A 19,092-nucleotide genomic window follows, 5' to 3' on the forward strand; every position below is an offset into this window, starting at 1 on the left:
GACGAAAAATGAATACCAAGTCTCTGAGTGAACATACGTAATTCATTACGAAGTTTAATTCACGAGCATCAAACTTAAATTGAAGAGTTTGATCATGGCTCAGATTGAACGCTGGCGGCAGGCCTAACACATGCAAGTCGAGCGGTAGCACAGAAGAGCTTGCTCTTTGGGTGACGAGCGGCGGACGGGTGAGTAATGTCTGGGAAACTGCCTGATGGAGGGGGATAACTACTGGAAACGGTAGCTAATACCGCATAACGTCGCAAGACCAAAGTGGGGGACCTTCGGGCCTCATGCCATCAGATGTGCCCAGATGGGATTAGCTAGTAGGTGAGGTAATGGCTCACCTAGGCGACGATCCCTAGCTGGTCTGAGAGGATGACCAGCCACACTGGAACTGAGACACGGTCCAGACTCCTACGGGAGGCAGCAGTGGGGAATATTGCACAATGGGCGCAAGCCTGATGCAGCCATGCCGCGTGTATGAAGAAGGCCTTCGGGTTGTAAAGTACTTTCAGCGAGGAGGAAGGCGTTAAGGTTAATAACCTTAGTGATTGACGTTACTCGCAGAAGAAGCACCGGCTAACTCCGTGCCAGCAGCCGCGGTAATACGGAGGGTGCAAGCGTTAATCGGAATTACTGGGCGTAAAGCGCACGCAGGCGGTCTGTCAAGTCGGATGTGAAATCCCCGGGCTCAACCTGGGAACTGCATCCGAAACTGGCAGGCTAGAGTCTTGTAGAGGGGGGTAGAATTCCAGGTGTAGCGGTGAAATGCGTAGAGATCTGGAGGAATACCGGTGGCGAAGGCGGCCCCCTGGACAAAGACTGACGCTCAGGTGCGAAAGCGTGGGGAGCAAACAGGATTAGATACCCTGGTAGTCCACGCTGTAAACGATGTCGACTTGGAGGTTGTTCCCTTGAGGAGTGGCTTCCGGAGCTAACGCGTTAAGTCGACCGCCTGGGGAGTACGGCCGCAAGGTTAAAACTCAAATGAATTGACGGGGGCCCGCACAAGCGGTGGAGCATGTGGTTTAATTCGATGCAACGCGAAGAACCTTACCTACTCTTGACATCCAGAGAACTTAGCAGAGATGCTTTGGTGCCTTCGGGAACTCTGAGACAGGTGCTGCATGGCTGTCGTCAGCTCGTGTTGTGAAATGTTGGGTTAAGTCCCGCAACGAGCGCAACCCTTATCCTTTGTTGCCAGCGGTTCGGCCGGGAACTCAAAGGAGACTGCCAGTGATAAACTGGAGGAAGGTGGGGATGACGTCAAGTCATCATGGCCCTTACGAGTAGGGCTACACACGTGCTACAATGGCATATACAAAGAGAAGCGACCTCGCGAGAGCAAGCGGACCTCATAAAGTATGTCGTAGTCCGGATCGGAGTCTGCAACTCGACTCCGTGAAGTCGGAATCGCTAGTAATCGTGGATCAGAATGCCACGGTGAATACGTTCCCGGGCCTTGTACACACCGCCCGTCACACCATGGGAGTGGGTTGCAAAAGAAGTAGGTAGCTTAACCTTCGGGAGGGCGCTTACCACTTTGTGATTCATGACTGGGGTGAAGTCGTAACAAGGTAACCGTAGGGGAACCTGCGGTTGGATCACCTCCTTACCTAAAAGAACCTGCCTTTGTAGTGCTCACACAGATTGTCTGATGAAAAGTAAATAGCAAGGCGTCTTGCGATTGAGACTTCAGTGTCCCCTTCGTCTAGAGGCCCAGGACACCGCCCTTTCACGGCGGTAACAGGGGTTCGAATCCCCTAGGGGACGCCACTTGCTGGTTTGTGAGTGAAAGTCGCCGACCTCAATATCTCAAAACAGATTCCGTTATGTTAATAGCGAATCTCGTTTGAGATATTTGCTCTTTAAAAATCTGGATCAAGCTGAAAATTGAAACGACGCACTGTTTCCTTTCTCCGTAATAAGAAAGGAAAAACGGTGTGTTCGAGTCTCTCAAATTTTCACAACACGACCTGTTTTACGAAACAGCTTCGGGTTGTGAGGTTAAGCGACTAAGCGTACACGGTGGATGCCCTGGCAGTCAGAGGCGATGAAGGACGTGCTAATCTGCGATAAGCGTCGGTAAGGTGATATGAACCGTTATAACCGGCGATTTCCGAATGGGGAAACCCAGTGTGATTCGTCACACTATCGTTAAGTGAATACATAGCTTAACGAAGCGAACCGGGGGAACTGAAACATCTAAGTACCCCGAGGAAAAGAAATCAACCGAGATTCCCCCAGTAGCGGCGAGCGAACGGGGAACAGCCCAGAACCTGAATCAGTTTGTGTGTTAGTGGAAGCGTCTGGAAAGTCGCAGGGTACAGGGTGATACTCCCGTACACTAAAATGCACATTCTGTGAGTTCGAAGAGTAGGGCGGGACACGTGGTATCCTGTCTGAATATGGGGGGACCATCCTCCAAGGCTAAATACTCCTGACTGACCGATAGTGAACCAGTACCGTGAGGGAAAGGCGAAAAGAACCCCGGCGAGGGGAGTGAAACAGAACCTGAAACCGTGTACGTACAAGCAGTGGGAGCCTCTTTTATGGGGTGACTGCGTACCTTTTGTATAATGGGTCAGCGACTTATATTCTGTAGCAAGGTTAACCGTATAGGGGAGCCGCAGGGAAACCGAGTCTTAACTGGGCGTTAAGTTGCAGGGTATAGACCCGAAACCCGGTGATCTAGCCATGGGCAGGTTGAAGGTTGGGTAACACTAACTGGAGGACCGAACCGACTAATGTTGAAAAATTAGCGGATGACTTGTGGCTGGGGGTGAAAGGCCAATCAAACCGGGAGATAGCTGGTTCTCCCCGAAAGCTATTTAGGTAGCGCCTCGTGAACTCATCTTCGGGGGTAGAGCACTGTTTCGGCTAGGGGGTCATCCCGACTTACCAACCCGATGCAAACTACGAATACCGAAGAATGTTATCACGGGAGACACACGGCGGGTGCTAACGTCCGTCGTGAAGAGGGAAACAACCCAGACCGCCAGCTAAGGTCCCAAAGTCATGGTTAAGTGGGAAACGATGTGGGAAGGCACAGACAGCCAGGATGTTGGCTTAGAAGCAGCCATCATTTAAAGAAAGCGTAATAGCTCACTGGTCGAGTCGGCCTGCGCGGAAGATGTAACGGGGCTAAACCATGCACCGAAGCTGCGGCAGCGACGCTTAGGCGTTGTTGGGTAGGGGAGCGTTCTGTAAGCCGTTGAAGGTGGCCTGTGAGGGTTGCTGGAGGTATCAGAAGTGCGAATGCTGACATAAGTAACGATAAAGCGGGTGAAAAGCCCGCTCGCCGGAAGACCAAGGGTTCCTGTCCAACGTTAATCGGGGCAGGGTGAGTCGACCCCTAAGGCGAGGCCGAAAGGCGTAGTCGATGGGAAACAGGTTAATATTCCTGTACTCGGTGTTACTGCGAAGGGGGGACGGAGAAGGCTATGTTAGCCGGGCGACGGTTGTCCCGGTTTAAGCATGTAGGCGGAGAGTTTAGGTAAATCCGGACTCTTATTAACGCTGAGGTGTGATGACGAGGCACTACGGTGCTGAAGTAACAAATGCCCTGCTTCCAGGAAAAGCCTCTAAGCATCAGGTAACATCAAATCGTACCCCAAACCGACACAGGTGGTCAGGTAGAGAATACCAAGGCGCTTGAGAGAACTCGGGTGAAGGAACTAGGCAAAATGGTGCCGTAACTTCGGGAGAAGGCACGCTGATGGTAAGTGAAGTGACTTGCTCACGGAGCTGAAATCAGTCGAAGATACCAGCTGGCTGCAACTGTTTATTAAAAACACAGCACTGTGCAAACACGAAAGTGGACGTATACGGTGTGACGCCTGCCCGGTGCCGGAAGGTTAATTGATGGGGTTATCCGCAAGGAGAAGCTCTTGATCGAAGCCCCGGTAAACGGCGGCCGTAACTATAACGGTCCTAAGGTAGCGAAATTCCTTGTCGGGTAAGTTCCGACCTGCACGAATGGCGTAATGATGGCCAGGCTGTCTCCACCCGAGACTCAGTGAAATTGAACTCGCTGTGAAGATGCAGTGTACCCGCGGCAAGACGGAAAGACCCCGTGAACCTTTACTATAGCTTGACACTGAACATTGAGCCTTGATGTGTAGGATAGGTGGGAGGCTTTGAAGCGTGGACGCCAGTCTGCGTGGAGCCAACCTTGAAATACCACCCTTTAATGTTTGATGTTCTAACGTAGACCCGTAATCCGGGTTGCGGACAGTGTCTGGTGGGTAGTTTGACTGGGGCGGTCTCCTCCCAAAGAGTAACGGAGGAGCACGAAGGTTAGCTAATCCTGGTCGGACATCAGGAGGTTAGTGCAATGGCATAAGCTAGCTTGACTGCGAGCGTGACGGCGCGAGCAGGTGCGAAAGCAGGTCATAGTGATCCGGTGGTTCTGAATGGAAGGGCCATCGCTCAACGGATAAAAGGTACTCCGGGGATAACAGGCTGATACCGCCCAAGAGTTCATATCGACGGCGGTGTTTGGCACCTCGATGTCGGCTCATCACATCCTGGGGCTGAAGTAGGTCCCAAGGGTACGGCTGTTCGCCGTTTAAAGTGGTACGCGAGCTGGGTTTAGAACGTCGTGAGACAGTTCGGTCCCTATCTGCCGTGGGCGCTGGAGAATTGAGGGGGGCTGCTCCTAGTACGAGAGGACCGGAGTGGACGCATCACTGGTGTTCGGGTTGTCATGCCAATGGCATTGCCCGGTAGCTAAATGCGGAAAAGATAAGTGCTGAAAGCATCTAAGCACGAAACTTGCCCCGAGATGAGTTCTCCCTGACTCCTTGAGAGTCCTGAAGGAACGTTGAAGACTACGACGTTGATAGGTCGGGTGTGTAAGCGTAGCGATACGTTGAGCTAACCGATACTAATGAACCGTGAGGCTTAACCTTACAACGCCAAAGCTGTTTGGTGTGATGAATTTGAGAGATTTTCAGCTGATACAGATTAACTGACAGGCCTGATGGCGTGTTGGTAAACAGAATTTGCCTGGCGGCAATAGCGCGGTGGTCCCACCTGACCCCATGCCGAACTCAGAAGTGAAACGCCGTAGCGCCGATGGTAGTGTGGGGTCTCCCCATGTGAGAGTAGGGAACTGCCAGGCATCAAATAAACAAAGAAACCTCATGCGAAAGCATGAGGTTTTTTTGTTGTCTGCGGTTCAGGAAAAGTGACCGGACGCCGCCCGGATCGGGCGATTCGTGCCGCTATCTCTGGTTATTCAGGCGCGAAAACGGCGGTGGATTTGGCGTAACGGCCCGCAGGACGCCCGCCATCAACGGCCAGGCATCAAATAAACAAAGAAACCTCATGCGCAAGCATGGGGTTTTTTTGTTGTCTGCGGTTCAGGAAAAGTGACCTGACGCCGCTCGGATCGGGCGCTGCGCTGCGCGTTCCGCGTGCTCATCTACCGGCAACTGCAACATAAAAGCCTACTGTCGCCGCCTCACCCCCATATTTCACTCTATCCCCGCTCCTGCTTTATCGTTCATTCCGAATACCCGCATAACGAAAATAAATGTGAGTTAAATCACATATAAAAATATAACAATTATATAACATTTGTTTTACTAATTGATTTGTCTAAGTGACGTGGTACGCCCGACGAGACAGATTGCAGTCTTTGCTGGAGCAGAATAACAATGGTAGAAAGCAGTATTAACGAACAGGGATCGCTGAAACACGCTGATACCCGCCGTCGCATATGGGCGATTGTTGGAGCATCCTCGGGGAATTTGGTTGAATGGTTTGATTTTTATGTCTACTCATTCTGCTCTCTCTATTTTGCGCATATCTTCTTCCCCTCAGGAAACACCACCACCCAGCTGCTACAAACCGCAGGCGTATTCGCCGCCGGCTTCCTGATGCGCCCCATTGGTGGATGGCTGTTTGGCCGTATTGCCGATCGCCGTGGCCGCAAGACTTCGATGCTCATCTCGGTGTGCATGATGTGTATGGGATCGCTGGTTATTGCCTGCCTGCCGGGCTACGCGACGATCGGCACATGGGCTCCCGTACTCCTGCTGCTGGCCCGCCTTTTCCAGGGCATCTCGGTCGGCGGTGAATACGGAACCAGCGCAACTTACATGAGTGAGGTTGCCGTTGAGGGGAAGAAAGGCTTCTACGCATCCTTCCAGTACGTAACGCTTATCGGCGGGCAGCTGCTGGCGGTCCTGGTGGTGGTGGCGCTGCAGCAGATTCTCAGTGATGAACAGCTGCACGCCTGGGGATGGCGTATTCCTTTTGCGCTGGGAGCCGTACTGGCGGTAGTGGCGCTATGGCTCCGACGTCAGCTGGATGAAACTTCGCAGCAGGAGACCCGGGCGCTGAAAGAAGCGGGATCCTTTAAAGGATTATGGCGTAATCGCCGGGCATTTATGATGGTGCTGGGCTTTACCGCCGCCGGCTCGCTAAGCTTTTACACCTTTACGACCTATATGCAGAAATACCTGGTCAATACGGCTGGGATGAGCGCCAGTACGGCCAGCATGATTATGACCGCCGCCCTGTTTTTCTATATGCTGGCTCAGCCGCTATTTGGTGCGCTATCGGACAGGATTGGCCGGCGAACCTCAATGCTCTGTTTCGGCGTACTCGTGACCCTCTTTACCGTACCGATTTTGAGCGCATTACAAAATGTCACTTCACCGTATGCCGCATTCGCGCTGGTTATGTGTGCCTTACTGATCATCAGTTTCTATACCTCGATCAGCGGTATTTTAAAGGCGGAGATGTTCCCGGCTCAGGTACGTGCACTAGGCGTTGGGTTATCCTACGCGGTCGCCAATGCGCTGTTCGGCGGTTCGGCTGAATATGTCGCATTGCTGTTAAAATCAGTCGGAGCAGAACACGCGTTTTACTGGTATGTCACCGTCATGGGAGCGTTAGCTTTCTTCGTCTCCCTGATGCTGCACCGCAAGGGCAAGGGATTACGCCTGTAGATATTACTGATGCGCCAGCTGCCACACCGCGTAACCGGTTGTGGCGCCGGCCACGTCCCAGGCAAAATCTTTCCAGCTCCAGCCGCTCCCCGCCGGGCGGCTATCCCACAGCTCCTTCGATGCGCCCAGGCTTACCGAAAACATAAAGCCGATGGCGGCGCTGCGATCGCGGCTGTAACCCTGGTGCTGCGCATATTCGTTACCCGCTGCGGAGAGCATGGCTGAGGCGATAAAGTGCTGGGCCTTATCCTGGCCGCGCCATGAATCATTGGCCATATGGCTACAGCCGCTCAGCAGCAGAGGAGCGATGATGATGACTTTACGCATAACGATCCCATAAAAAAGCCCCGGCGAAGCGGGGCTGCAATTCAGAGAATACGGCTGATTAGCCGGTCGATACGGATGCGCCTCAGGCGGCGAATCAGCTTACGCACTTTTACCGGATACTCGGCGATGCTTTGCAGGTCGCGATAGTGCTTAACCACCGTCGTATGCTGGCGAATCAGATGCAGCTCTTTTTCACGCATCGCGCCAAGCTGGTGCTGCGGATCGTGGATAAGAATGGCGTTTTCCAGATCCAGGCGCCAGGCGCGCGGATTAAGATTATTGCCGGTCAGCAGCATCCATTCGTCATCAACCCACATGCCTTTCAGGTGATAGCTGTTATCGTCATCTTTCCACAAACGGACAATCAGCTGATCGGTGTTGACATAGTACTGCAGCCGGCTCAGGAAGCGGCGTAGGTTGATCTCATACAGATAGGGGAGCGCGCCGATAATCTTAAACGGCTGATCTTCAGGAATATAGAAGTCGTTTGCCGTCTTATCGCCGACGATAATTTCTACCGTCTTTCCGCTGCGCAGCAGCTGGATGATATTACGCACCAGCAGGGCCGGAAGGTTAAAGTACGGCGTACAGATAGTCAGCTTCCGTTCCGCACAGGGCATCAGATGGAAGATGGTTTTGTTCAGCAGACTTGATTTCCCGAGGCCAACCAGCGGCGTTACCGACAGCCGATCGTTTTCCGCATCGCCGACATAATGATAGCCGCTGTCCCGAAGTTCCTGGCGGTACTGACGGATATCATTTTTAATTTCCGGGCTTTTCGGACGATCGGCTCTGTCGAGGCGATTCACGCCGCGGCCTTCGACCAGATTATGCTCCACCCAGTCGAACATCACGTCGGCCATTTTGCCGTTGCGAATGCACTGATAGCGGTCGTAGCGATACTTATCGTGCTGATGAAGGTAAACATCATTCAGGCTGGCGCCGCTGTAGAGTACGCAGTCATCAACGATGAAACCTTTAAAATGCAGTACGCCGAGCGCCTCGCGGGTATTCACCGGCACGCCGTAAACCGGAATATCAACGCCAGGATTTTCCTGCGCCATGCGGCAGTACCAGTCAGCGTTGGTGTCGGCTGCCGCAGCGCCAATGCGCCCGCGCTGGGCTCGGTGCCAGTCAACCAGGATGCGAACATCTAATTCTGGACGCTGGCGTTTGGCGTCATAGAGTGCCTGCAGAATTCCTTTGCCGCCATCATCTTGCTCCAGATAGAGCGCAATAATGCAAATACGCTGAGTGGCGTGAGCTATCTTTGCCAGTAACGCTTGCCGAAAATCTGCCGGAGCGTAAAAGAACTCGATATCATCAACTGACTGAGAAAGCTTAGGGAGTTGGGCAAGGTGTTGTTGATGTTTATTGCGCTTAAATTTTGACAACATCACAGTGCGTTTCTTCTCTGTTTATTGAAGGGTCTTCTGTACCATGCAGACGACGTAAGCGGGCAATAATAACATTACTACCCGCTAAAGTGGTCAACAATTGCGGTCGTCAGTTTATGATTGTTGCGCTGAAAATTGCAGGGACAAGCTGACAATCCCGTCTTCCAGCTGAATATCCACCTTAAAGCCAAGCTTCCTGGCAAGAGCAATCATGCCCCTGTTATTGGGCATTGTGATCCCGTTTAACCGCTGTAGACCGTGGCTTTGCGTATAGGTAATCAGCTTTTCCATCAGCCGGCGGCCTAAACCTAATCCCTTCAAATCAGAGCGGACCAGGACGGCGAATTCCGCATCAATGTTATCGGGATCGGAGATCGCACGCGTAACGCCGAGGATCTCCGATCCCTCTGCGCTCGCGCGTACCGCAACAAAGGCCATTTCTCGATCGTAGTCGATCTGCGTCATATTGGCTAAATCATCGTGAGTAAATTCATTGATCTCGCTGAAGTAGCGGTAATAGAGATCTTCTTTGGTCACCTGAGCGATAAAGGCCAGCAGCTGCGGTTCATCTTCGGGCAAAATTGGGCGGAACAGGCAGCGTTCGCCATTTTTCAACACCACCCACTCCTCCTGCTGCTGGGGATAAGGGCGTATCGCCAGCCGGCTTTCGCTATCGCCGGTGAACGGGGCAAGGCCTAGCGTCACGTCGAGCGCGGTAAACTCGTTGCCGGACGCCAGCAGAGGATGAATATCCAGACGCTGGATCTCCGGGCAGTCGACGATAAGGTTCGACACCTGAACCAGCAGCTGGCTTAAGCCGGAGATATCCAGCGGGCGCAGGGCGCTACGGCCACGGATCTTTTTGCTTTTGATCGCCTGGATAACCAGATAGCGGGCCAGGTTCATATTGAGCGGCGGCAGGGCGACGGCGGCCTGATCCTCCGCGCGCCATTCGACGCCGCCTTCACCCAGCATAATCAGCGGCCCGAAGACCGGATCCTGTTCAACGACCACCCGCAGCTCCTGCGCTCCGGCGCGATTTGCCATGCTTTGAACCAGCAGGCCATGAATACGCGCCTGCGGCCAGGTCATTTTGACCCGGTCAAAAATAGCATCCGCCGCCTGCTGTACTTCGGCGGCGGTACGCAGATAGAGCATTACGCCCTGAACTTCTGACTTGTGTGGGATATCCGGGGAACGCAGCTTCAGCGCGACCGGGTAGCCAATTTGCTCGGCGATGTGCACCGCCTCGGCGCTGTCGGCGGCGATCCACGTCGGCAGGGTATGGATGCCATAGGCGCGCAGCACGGGGCTGACTTCGTGGGTATCTAAGGTAGTTGCGCCTTCGGTTATTGCCCGCTGCAGCAGCGTATGGGCTTCTGCAGTGTTGGCCGTCACCGTATCCGAAAGCACCGGCGTTTCCCGCAGCTGCTTCTGATTACGTCGGTACTCCACCATATGCATAAAGGCGGTGATGGTGCCTTCCGGCGTACGGTAGGTTGGCAGACCCGCATCGCTAAACAGGCGCCGGGCTTCCTGAGACGAGTATTCGCCGCACCAGTTCGTCAGCACCGTAACGTACTTGCCGCGCGGATGGTTTTTTAAGGCGTCAATCAGCGCCAGCGCGCTTTCGGTTCCCGGCGCGGCCGCGCTCGGAGAGTGAATGACCAGCAGGGCATCATAATCCTGACTATCCAGCAGCACGTTGAGGGCCTTGAGATAGTGCTCGCTGCTGGCATCGTCGCGCAGATCCAGCGGGTTAGCGATATCGATACTTCCCGGCAGCGCCTGCCGCAGCCTGTCGCCGGTATCGTCGCTTAGCGAGGCAAGTTTGCCATTGCGCAGCCAAAGCTCGTCCAGCGCCAGCGCCGCAGGAGCCGCGCCGTTGCTGACTATCATTAATTTCTCGCCGCGCAGGGGGCGCATATGGCTCAGCGTCTCGACGGCGGAGAAGAGCTCATGGGTATCCTGCACCCGCAGCAGGCCCGCGCGCTGAATTGCGGCGTCCCAGGCCGGGTCCATCCCCGAGTTGACGTGCAGCAGCTTTTGCGCCGCCGGGCTGCGTCCGCTTTTAATCACCAGAATCGGCTTATTGCGCGATGCGCTGCGAGCCGCGGAAACAAAGCGGCGGGCGTCGCTGAGGTGTTCGAGATAGAGCAGAATGGCGCTGGTTTTGCTATCGCGGGCGAGGAAATCGAGCAGATCGTCAACGTCGATATCCAGGCTGTCGCCCAGCGCAATAAAGTATGAGAAGCCCATCTCGCGCTGCTGCGCCCAGTCAAGAATGGTATTCGACACCGCGGCGGACTGGGAGATAAACGCCAGCTTGCCACGGCGAATCGGCACCGGCGAAAAGCTGGCATTCAGCCCTTGCCAGGGCGCCAGCAGCCCGAGACTATTTGGGCCCAACAGCCGCATCTGATAGCGGGCGGCACGCTCGAGCAGCGCCGGATACTGCTCCGGCGGGGAGGAGAGAATAATGCAGGTTTTGCAGCCCTTTTGCCCCAGCGCCTCAAGCAGCTCAAGGTTTCGCCGGGCGTTGGTGCAGAGTACGGCAAGGTCGGGAGTAAACGGCAGGCTATCGATAGTCGGCCATGCCAGCACGCCCTGAACGGCTTTCCATGCTGGAGTGACCGGCAGGACCGGGCCGTTAAAGCCGCCGGCCAGCAGGTTGCGCATCATCAGATAACCGGCACGCTGTGGTTTCATTGACGCGCCAATGACGGCGATCGATTTTGGCCGCAATAGTGCTTCCAGGCCTCGTTGGCTCATACCGGTCTCCTTTGATCCCCAGTGACCGGATGATTTTAAACGTTTTCCGCCTCTTGTGCTGTGATACTGCCCTTATGATGCGTCTTTCCTGCCAGATAGCGGCTTCTGAACAGGCTAAAGTGATCGCCGAGCGCGCCCGCGGCGTTTGTGTCTCCGGCGAGATCCAGCAGGGCAATGGCCACTTCCGCCGTACAGTATTGTCCCTCAGCGTGGGCCTCTCTCAGGTGATAGGCCGAAATACGCGACAGATCGACGGAAATGACCGGCAGCGCGTCAAGATACGGGCTTTTACGGAACATTTTTCGCGCTTCGGTCCAGGTGCCGTCGAGCATGATAAACAGCGGCGGTTTACCCGCAGGCGGCGAGCTCAGCACCTTGCGCTCCGTTCCGGCATACGACGCAGGGAAAACGACCATTGGCTGGTAGTCAGGATTGGCGACCAGATCGAGCAGCGCCTGCGGCGGCTCGGTTCGCGACCACTGAAACGCCTCGGTGTCCGGCAGGATATCGGCGATAAGGCGCCCGGTATTGCTTGGCTTCATCGGCTCAGTATCGAACATCACCAGGCAAAAACGGCTGCTGGCCGCTGCGGGGGCGAGGGTTGCGCACAGGCACTGCTTCAACGGCAGCAAACAGCGCTGGCAGCGGTGGACTCGATTACCGCGAGCAAGAAAAGGTCGGGTCGCGCGCGCGAGACGTTCGGCACGCAGGCGAAGAACGGCGTTATCAATCATGGGGTGTCGCTAAAAGAAAACGCCATTGTCGCAGAGGAGAAAACGGGGCACAAGCGCTGCCCCGTCAGGTTTACTGCTGGTTGGCCTCGTTAAGCCAGCTGTCGAACGGCGCTTTAGGTACCGCTCCGTTCAGCATGTCGATGACTTCGCCGTTTTTAAACATCATAATGGTCGGAATGCTGCGAATGCGAAAACGCGCGCTCAGCTCACGTTCAGCTTCGGTATTGACCTTCACGAAGCGCATTTGGCCGCTGCGTTCTTCCGCAACGTCTTCAAAGATCGGGGCGAAATTACGGCAGGGTCCGCACCACGGGGCCCAGAAATCGACAACAACCGGCAGATCGTCCTTCAGCAGTTTATCCAGCATTGCCCCGGTCGCGTTGATGACGTCGCCGTCAAAAAGATCGTGGCCGCAGCGCCCGCACTTAGCGCCATCGGCGCTACGATCGTCGGGGATGCGGTTCAGAGCCTGACAACTGGCACAAACGGTATTCATAACTAACCTCTGGTTATGGGTTGCAGCGCGGCACGTGGCCGATTTGTATCTGTAATGTTACATATTATCGATTAGGTACCGTTAAACAACAATGCGTTTTGTTCGATGAATACGATAGACCCTATCTTTTAAACGAAATAATGGCGAAGCGGTGATACATCGGGTAATCTGCGCGCTTCGCGCAGCGCAGGTGGAGAAAATTGATGAGCGACGAACTGAAAAATAAAAGCGGCAAGGTCAAAGTGATGTATGTCCGCAGTGATGATGATTCTGACAGACGCACCCATAACCCGCGTACCGGGAAAGGGGGAGGGCGCCCAGGAAAATCTCGTGTTGACGGCCGTAGCCGCCCTGCCCGCGATGAAAGAAACAGCCGCGGTGATGACCGCAAACGTGACGATCGCAAACGCGATGATTTCGATCGTGAAGGGGGCTCCCCGTGGCGTACCGTTTCACGTGCACCGAATGATGAAGCCGCAGCCAAGCCGGATCACGGCGGGATCAGCGGTAAAAGCTTTATCGATCCGGAAGTGCTGCGCCGTCAGCGTGCGGAAGAGACCCGCGTGTATGGCGAAAATGCCTGCCAGGCGCTTTTCCAGAGCCGTCCGGACGCTATCGTTCGCGCCTGGTTCGTGCAGAGCGTCACCCCGCGCTTTAAAGAAGCCCTGCGCTGGATGGCGGCCAACCGTAAAGCCTATCACGTGGTTGACGAAGCCGAGCTGGCGAAAGCATCCGGCACCGAGCACCACGGCGGAGTTTGCTTCCTGATTAAGAAACGTAACGGGACTTCCGTTGCGCAGTGGGTCGCTAAGGCCGATGCAGAAGATTGCGTACTGGCGCTTGAAGACGTCGGTAACCCGCACAATCTTGGCGCCATCATGCGTAGCTGCGCCCACTTCGGCGTGAAGGGCGTGGTGGTTCAGGATGCCGGCATGCTGGAATCCGGTGCGGCCATTCGTACCGCAGAGGGCGGCGCCGAGCACGTAGAGCCGATTACCGGCGATAGCTTCCTCGACACGCTGGAGCAGTTCCGCGCGGCGGGCTATGCGATTGTGTCTACCTCCAGCCACAACGGGACGCCGCTCTACAAAGCCGAGCTGCCGAAGAAAATGGTGCTGGCGTTAGGCCAGGAGCGCGATGGTCTGTCTGATGCGGCGATCTCCAGCGCGGATCTGAACGTGGCTATCGAAGGCACCGGCAACGTCGAAAGCCTGAACGTCTCCGTCGCGACCGGCGTTCTGCTGGCCGAATGGTGGCGCCAGAACAAGGCCTGATGCCCGGTCTGTCTGAAAAAAATGCCAGCATAATGCTGGCATTTTTGTTTTTACGCTTAGCGTAACGGGCGCGGGATCCGGCTACTCCTCGGCGGCCGGTAGGGTCGGCATCCAGTCAATCGGCGCTTCGCCGCGTTCGGCCAGCCACTGGTTGGCCTGGACAAAATGGTTGCTGCCGAAAAAGCCCCTGTGAGCGGAGAGCGGGGACGGATGCGGCGCCTTCAGCACGCAGTGGCGCTGGCGGTCGATGATGGCACCTTTCTTCTGCGCGTGCGCGCCCCACAGTAAAAACACAACCCCTTCCCGATGCTCGTTGATCAGCGAAATAACCTTATCGGTAAAGGTTTCCCAGCCAAGGCTGGCATGAGAATGCGCCTGCCCCGCGCGTACCGTTAATACCGTATTGAGCAGCAGTACGCCCTGGCGCGCCCAGCTTTCAAGATAACCATGCGCGGGACGGCTGAAGCCAGGGATGGTTCCCTCCAGCTCTTTATACATATTCAACAGCGACGGCGGAGTTTGGATCCCGGGGAGTACGGAAAAGGCCAGGCCGTGCGCCTGTCCCGGCCCGTGATAGGGATCCTGCCCGAGGATAACCACTTTTACATCCCCGATCTCGGTATAGCGAAAGGCGTTGAAAATATCTTTTTGCGGCGGGTAAATCGTTATGCCCGACTGGCGCTCTTCGGCGACGGTTTTCAGGGTATTCACAAAATAGGGCTGTTGCTTCTCTTCCGCCAGCACGTCATGCCAGGTCAGTGGGGTGGTCATCATGCTCTCCTGCAAAGGGGTATCGCTATAGCTTAACTGCTTCTTTCTGCATAACAAAATCGCTGCCGCTTTGCTGACGTTTTGCCTGCAAAAATAGTTGAAAATTTACAAAATTATTTGGCATTCGCTATGGCGTAACTTGATGTAAAACAATAATATCCCTTCATACCCACTTTTAATTAGTGGTTTTTGTTGATTTGGGTCAATGAATGCCGGGTGTTCGGCTGATATATATACACTCATACAACAATGGTTTTACCAATTGGCCATGAACGGGCCAACAGAACGAATAAATATTGCCTAAGGGAGGCATCACATGATTACAGGTATCCAAATTACTAAAGCTGCAAACGACGACCTGCTGAACTCTTTCTGGCTGCTGGATAGCGAAAAGGGCGAAGCGCGCTGCCTGTGTGCAAAAGGCGGTTTTGCTGAAGATGACGTGGTTGCGGTGAACAAGCTCGGCGAAATCGAATACCGTGAGATTCCGCTCGACGTTAAACCGGAAGTGCGCGTTGAAGGTGGTCAGCACCTGAACGTTAACGTCCTGCGTCGTGAAACGCTGATGGATGCGGTTGAACATCCGGAGAAATATCCGCAGCTGACCATCCGCGTATCCGGCTATGCGGTACGTTTTAACTCTCTGACGCCAGAGCAGCAGCGCGACGTTATTGCACGTACTTTCACTGAAAGTCTGTAAGCGTTAGCAAAAACCCCCGGTTCAATCGAGCCGGGGGTTTTTTATTATCTCAGGCTAGCGCTCCTGCCTTACCAGCAGCGTGGTGAGGGTGAACGACAATACGATGGCGATCGCCACGCCCGACAGCGCAAAGATAAAGTAGGGGCCGATGTAAGCCGGCAGGCTAAAAATGCTCGACAGAATGTAGCCATACAGCCGTACGCCGAAGAAAGCGATAAAGGCTGAGGCCAGCGAGCTGGCAACGGTGGCCGCGACGAACGCTTTTTTATAGCGCGTTAAGACGCCGAACAGCGCGGGCTCGGTGATCCCAAGCAGTGCGGAAATTGCCGCAGACAGCGTAATCGTGCGCTGCTGGCGATCTTTACTTACGCGCCAGATAGCAAAGGTCGCGCCCGCTATCGACATGTTGGCCATAAACATCATCGGCATCAGCATGTCGTAACCGCGATCGCTGAAGTTTTGCAGGGCAATGGGCGTCATGGCGTGATGCATCCCGGTGAGGATCGCGACCGGGCGGATAGCGCCCACCACCAGTCCGGCAAAACTCGCGGAGATGCCGAACAGACCTTCAATAAACCACGCCAGCGCTTTGCCAAGCCAGATGCCAACCGGACCAATAATCACCAGCGCCGCCAGCGCGCCGATAAACAGCGCCAGCGTCGGCGTGAAAACGGTTTTCAGCACCTCGGGCATAATGCGATCGACCCAGGCATAGATATATTTCAGCGCCAGCACGGAGAAAATAACCGGGATCACGCTGGAGGCGTAGTTGAATACCGGGATCGGGACGGCGTTTAGCAGCCACAGCGCGGAAGCCGCTCCATCGTGATGGGCCGCCAGCGCCTTTGCGGCGTCAATCAGCGTCGGATACATCAGGCAGGCGGCAACGGCGACGGCCAGATACTCGTTGGTCTTAAAAATCTTTGCCGCCGAGACGGCAAGGAAAAAGGGCAGGAAATAGAATACGCCGCTGGCGATAAGGTCGATGATCATCACGGTATCGCTATTTTGCGGTACCGCTTTCAGCGCGATCAGTCCGGCCAGCAGGCCTTTTATCATCCCGGCTCCGGCAATGGCCGGCACGATCGGGCCAAAAACGCCCGACACGGTATCCATAAACAGCGATACCAGCCCCTTGCGCTGGTGGGGTTTTTCCGCTGCCTCGCTGCCGACGGGACCTAATGCCGCGAGCAGGCGTTCATACCAGCTGCTGACCTTCGGCCCGATGATGATTTGAAACTGATCGCTCTGCAGCTGCGCGCCGAGCACGCCGGGTAGTTTCTTAATCTCTTCTTTTTCTACTTTGTTATCATCAATTAAATCAAAGCGTAATCGGGTCATACAGTGCCAGACGTTATTAATGTTTTCTTTTCCGCCAATCAGCAAAATAATTCTGCTGATTGCATCTTGCGTCTCCATACCGGCTCCTGGATTAATGTGTGGTGCTGTTTGCGTCGTCAAATGGTAAATAAGCCAAACTATAAAAACAAACCAATAAAATATGATTTCAGTCACAAATTACCGTGGTTAAGGTTGTTGTGAGCGGTTTTTATCTAAATTGGTCCGGTTTTTAATGAAATTAAATCTATTTTTCGAACCAAAATTTTATTAAATAAAAAGGTTTACCTTGTCTAATAAATAGGGCGAAGATAATTGGCATCATCTTTTATTTTTGCCGCAGGGAGCCTTGCCGTGAACGCTACGCTAATTACTGATATTGAGTGTTTTATCACCCGCCCCGATCGTCATAACCTGGTCACGGTACGCGTTACCACCGACAAAGGCACCGTGGGCCACGGCTGCGCGACTTTCCAGCAGCGTCCGCTGGCGGTCAAAACGATGGTTGATGAATACCTTAAGCCGCTGCTGCTTGGCCGTGATGCCAACAATATCGAAGACCTCTGGCAGATGATGAACGTCAATGCCTACTGGCGAAACGGGCCGGTAATGAATAACGCGATCGCCGGCGTTGATATGGCGCTATGGGATATCAAAGCCCAGCTGGCGGCAATGCCGCTGTATCAGCTTTTTGGCGGCAAATCGCGTGACGCTATCCCGGCGTATACCCATGCCAGCGGCGAGACGCCGGAAGCGCTGTTTATCGCCGTTGAACGTCTGCTGGAGGAGGGCTATCGCCACATCCGCTGCCAGCTTGGTTTTTACGGTGGCACGGCGCAGGAGATGCACACGCCGGAGAACCCGACGCCGGGCGCCTATTACGATCAGGATGAGTACATCAGGAATACGGTTGAGATGTTCCGGCTGCTGCGAGCGCGCTACGGACATCGTTTCCATATCCTCCATGACGTCCACGAAAGGCTTTTCCCGCAGCAGGCGCTGCAGCTGGCAAAGCAGCTCGAGCCGTATCAGCCGTGGTTTATTGAGGATATTTTAGCGCCGCAGCAGAGCGCATGGCTGGCGCAGATCCGCCAGCAAAGCGCGATCCCGCTCGCGATGGGGGAGCTGTTTAATAATCCGGCTGAATGGCATGACCTGATTGTTAAGCGACAGATCGATTTTATCCGCTGCCACGTTTCGCAGATTGGCGGGATTACGCCGGCCCTGAAGCTGGCGGTTCTCTGTCAGGCCTTCGGCGTGCGCGTGGCGTGGCACGGGCCAGGCGATATGACGCCGATTGGGGTTGCGGTCAATACCCATCTGAATATCCACCTCAGCAATGCCGCAATCCAGGAGTTTATACCGCGTTCTGAGGCGACCGATGCGGTATTCCCCGGCGCGCCCGTCGTCAATAACGGGTTTATCTATCCGCCAACGGCGGCAGGCATTGGCGTTGGCTTTAATCAGCCGCTGGCGCAGGCATATCCGCTTGTCTATCGTCCGCATGAATGGACGCAGAGCCGCCTGCCTGACGGCACGATCCATACGCCATAGCTAGTCCGAGGGGGCCTGGCGGAAGGTTAAGTTGTCGCGGTTATGCGGAATAACGTAGGTACAGGAGTAGTTGATATCGATGATATCGCTGATTTCATACACCTGACCGCCGTCGAGAATCCCTCGATTGTTAATGTGCATGGCCGGGATACCCTTTTTACAACCCAGCAGAGCGGCCTGCTCCCGGCTGACGCTCACCGCCTGATAGGTGGTGAGCAAATGTGAAATTTGATAGCCCTTGGCCAGCACATACTGCTGCAGGGATTGCTCGATAACCTCCCGGCTCAGATCGGCAAAGGCGGCGGCCGGCATCCGCGAAATCTCAATCTGCAGCGCCACGTTATCGACGAAGCGCAGGCGGCAAAATTGCCAGATAAAATCTTCATCCGTAATGCCGAAAATCTGCTGCTCCTCGCGGTCGGGGCGCTTTTTATGCAGGCTGATTGTCCGATAGCGCATCCGATCGAAGCGCTTTTCGGTAATGGAGTTATAGACCAGCGGATTGTTGCTCATCCGCTCGTTAATCCAGATCCCTGAGCCCTGCACGATACGTATAACGCCGATGTCGGCGAGTTTTTCCAGCGCCTGGCGGATAGTAAACCGCGAGACGCCATACTCCTCCGCCAGCCGGCGTTCAGGCGGAAGCTTGCGGGGGCCGGGGTCATTGTGCTGGTAGATTTTGCTGAGCAGATCCTGGGTGACGAAATCTTTTTTTTTCATGACGATCAATTCCTGACTCACCGGCTCAAGGGCGCGCCCGATAC

The 19,092-nt window shown here is 54.8% G+C and carries 12 protein-coding genes, 1 tRNA gene and 3 rRNA genes; 8 read left to right on the plus strand and 8 right to left on the minus strand.

Translation table 11 applies throughout. The annotated features are described in order from the left end of the window. Positions 1–76: 76 nt before the first annotated feature. The 5 genes from HCK03_RS06145 (at position 77) to HCK03_RS06165 (ending at position 6,965) form a co-directional block, all read left to right on the plus strand. A 16S ribosomal RNA gene (locus HCK03_RS06145) occupies positions 77–1,618 on the plus strand. An 85-nt stretch (positions 1,619–1,703) separates the two neighbouring features. After that, positions 1,704–1,779 (plus strand) — tRNA-Glu (locus tag HCK03_RS06150). 229 nt (positions 1,780–2,008) lie between these two features. Continuing rightward, positions 2,009–4,916: ribosomal RNA gene (locus tag HCK03_RS06155) — 23S ribosomal RNA — on the plus strand. Positions 4,917–5,012: 96 nt separating this feature from the next. Beyond that, positions 5,013–5,128, plus strand: a 5S ribosomal RNA gene (gene rrf, locus HCK03_RS06160). Together the 16S, 23S and 5S rRNA genes with 1 tRNA gene alongside form the textbook arrangement of a ribosomal RNA operon. A gap of 538 nt (positions 5,129–5,666) precedes the next feature. Then, complete coding sequence (locus tag HCK03_RS06165; protein WP_167691275.1) at positions 5,667–6,965, plus strand: MFS transporter; 1,299 nt, start codon at positions 5,667–5,669, stop codon at positions 6,963–6,965. 3 nt (positions 6,966–6,968) lie between these two features. Here HCK03_RS06165 and HCK03_RS06170 read toward each other — a convergent pair whose 3' ends face one another. From HCK03_RS06170 to trxC, 5 genes are all read right to left on the minus strand, one after another. Further along, the gene (locus HCK03_RS06170) at positions 6,969–7,292 is read right to left on the minus strand and encodes a YfiM family lipoprotein (protein ID WP_041146774.1); all 324 of its coding nucleotides are present in this window, start codon (positions 7,290–7,292) and stop codon (positions 6,969–6,971) included. A gap of 41 nt (positions 7,293–7,333) precedes the next feature. Then, complete coding sequence (gene pssA, locus HCK03_RS06175; RefSeq protein ID WP_167692399.1) at positions 7,334–8,689, minus strand: CDP-diacylglycerol--serine O-phosphatidyltransferase; 1,356 nt, start codon at positions 8,687–8,689, stop codon at positions 7,334–7,336. Positions 8,690–8,803: 114 nt separating this feature from the next. Further along, a complete protein-coding gene (locus tag HCK03_RS06180) occupies positions 8,804–11,461 on the minus strand; it encodes a bifunctional acetate--CoA ligase family protein/GNAT family N-acetyltransferase (protein ID WP_115192102.1) in 2,658 nt (885 codons plus the stop codon). Between the two features lie 35 nt (positions 11,462–11,496). Further along, positions 11,497–12,195 carry a tRNA-uridine aminocarboxypropyltransferase gene (gene tapT, locus HCK03_RS06185; protein WP_115192103.1) on the minus strand — a complete coding sequence of 233 codons (699 nt, stop codon included), beginning with the start codon at positions 12,193–12,195 and terminating at the stop codon, positions 11,497–11,499. A gap of 70 nt (positions 12,196–12,265) precedes the next feature. Beyond that, positions 12,266–12,691: a thioredoxin TrxC gene (gene trxC, locus HCK03_RS06190; RefSeq protein ID WP_041146770.1), complete on the minus strand. Its 426-nt coding sequence runs from the start codon at positions 12,689–12,691 to the stop codon at positions 12,266–12,268. 203 nt (positions 12,692–12,894) lie between these two features. Between trxC and HCK03_RS06195 the strand changes: the two genes are divergently transcribed. Beyond that, the gene (locus tag HCK03_RS06195; protein WP_041146769.1) at positions 12,895–13,965 is read left to right on the plus strand and encodes a tRNA/rRNA methyltransferase; all 1,071 of its coding nucleotides are present in this window, start codon (positions 12,895–12,897) and stop codon (positions 13,963–13,965) included. 81 nt (positions 13,966–14,046) lie between these two features. Here HCK03_RS06195 and ung read toward each other — a convergent pair whose 3' ends face one another. Beyond that, entirely contained in the window at positions 14,047–14,736 is a 690-nt protein-coding gene (gene ung, locus HCK03_RS06200) for a uracil-DNA glycosylase (RefSeq protein WP_041146768.1), read from the minus strand. Positions 14,737–15,052: 316 nt separating this feature from the next. Between ung and grcA the strand changes: the two genes are divergently transcribed. Further along, positions 15,053–15,436, plus strand: coding sequence for an autonomous glycyl radical cofactor GrcA (gene grcA / locus HCK03_RS06205; RefSeq protein WP_076947771.1), 384 nt, complete (start codon positions 15,053–15,055; stop codon positions 15,434–15,436). A 54-nt stretch (positions 15,437–15,490) separates the two neighbouring features. Here the strand turns inward: grcA and HCK03_RS06210 are convergent, their stop codons facing one another. Further along, a complete protein-coding gene (locus HCK03_RS06210) occupies positions 15,491–16,855 on the minus strand; it encodes a PTS transporter subunit EIIC (RefSeq protein WP_167691276.1) in 1,365 nt (454 codons plus the stop codon). 273 nt (positions 16,856–17,128) lie between these two features. Here HCK03_RS06210 and HCK03_RS06215 point away from each other — a divergent pair, with 273 nt between their 5' ends. Then, positions 17,129–18,328 (plus strand): enolase C-terminal domain-like protein, encoded by a 1,200-nt coding sequence (locus tag HCK03_RS06215; RefSeq protein ID WP_167691277.1) that lies wholly within the window; start codon positions 17,129–17,131, stop codon positions 18,326–18,328. Here the strand turns inward: HCK03_RS06215 and HCK03_RS06220 are convergent, their stop codons facing one another. Then, positions 18,329–19,048 (minus strand): GntR family transcriptional regulator, encoded by a 720-nt coding sequence (locus HCK03_RS06220; RefSeq protein ID WP_041146764.1) that lies wholly within the window; start codon positions 19,046–19,048, stop codon positions 18,329–18,331. It lies immediately after the preceding gene. Positions 19,049–19,092: the final 44 nt, after the last annotated feature.

The organism is Klebsiella terrigena, assembly GCF_012029655.1.
GTDB lineage: Bacteria > Pseudomonadota > Gammaproteobacteria > Enterobacterales > Enterobacteriaceae > Klebsiella > Klebsiella terrigena.

What these genes read in the sequence shown, in the direction of transcription:
- HCK03_RS06165 (WP_167691275.1), top strand. Translation starts at nt 5,667, where the DNA reads ATGGTAGAAAGCAGTATTAACGAACAGGGATCGCTGAAACACGCTGAT.
- HCK03_RS06170 (WP_041146774.1), bottom strand. Translation starts at nt 7,292, where the DNA reads ATGCGTAAAGTCATCATCATCGCTCCTCTGCTGCTGAGCGGCTGTAGC.
- pssA (WP_167692399.1), bottom strand. Translation starts at nt 8,689, where the DNA reads ATGTTGTCAAAATTTAAGCGCAATAAACATCAACAACACCTTGCCCAA.
- HCK03_RS06180 (WP_115192102.1), bottom strand. Translation starts at nt 11,461, where the DNA reads ATGAGCCAACGAGGCCTGGAAGCACTATTGCGGCCAAAATCGATCGCC.
- tapT (WP_115192103.1), bottom strand. Translation starts at nt 12,195, where the DNA reads ATGATTGATAACGCCGTTCTTCGCCTGCGTGCCGAACGTCTCGCGCGC.
- trxC (WP_041146770.1), bottom strand. Translation starts at nt 12,691, where the DNA reads ATGAATACCGTTTGTGCCAGTTGTCAGGCTCTGAACCGCATCCCCGAC.
- HCK03_RS06195 (WP_041146769.1), top strand. Translation starts at nt 12,895, where the DNA reads ATGAGCGACGAACTGAAAAATAAAAGCGGCAAGGTCAAAGTGATGTAT.
- ung (WP_041146768.1), bottom strand. Translation starts at nt 14,736, where the DNA reads ATGACCACCCCACTGACCTGGCATGACGTGCTGGCGGAAGAGAAGCAA.
- grcA (WP_076947771.1), top strand. Translation starts at nt 15,053, where the DNA reads ATGATTACAGGTATCCAAATTACTAAAGCTGCAAACGACGACCTGCTG.
- HCK03_RS06210 (WP_167691276.1), bottom strand. Translation starts at nt 16,855, where the DNA reads ATGGAGACGCAAGATGCAATCAGCAGAATTATTTTGCTGATTGGCGGA.
- HCK03_RS06220 (WP_041146764.1), bottom strand. Translation starts at nt 19,048, where the DNA reads ATGAAAAAAAAAGATTTCGTCACCCAGGATCTGCTCAGCAAAATCTAC.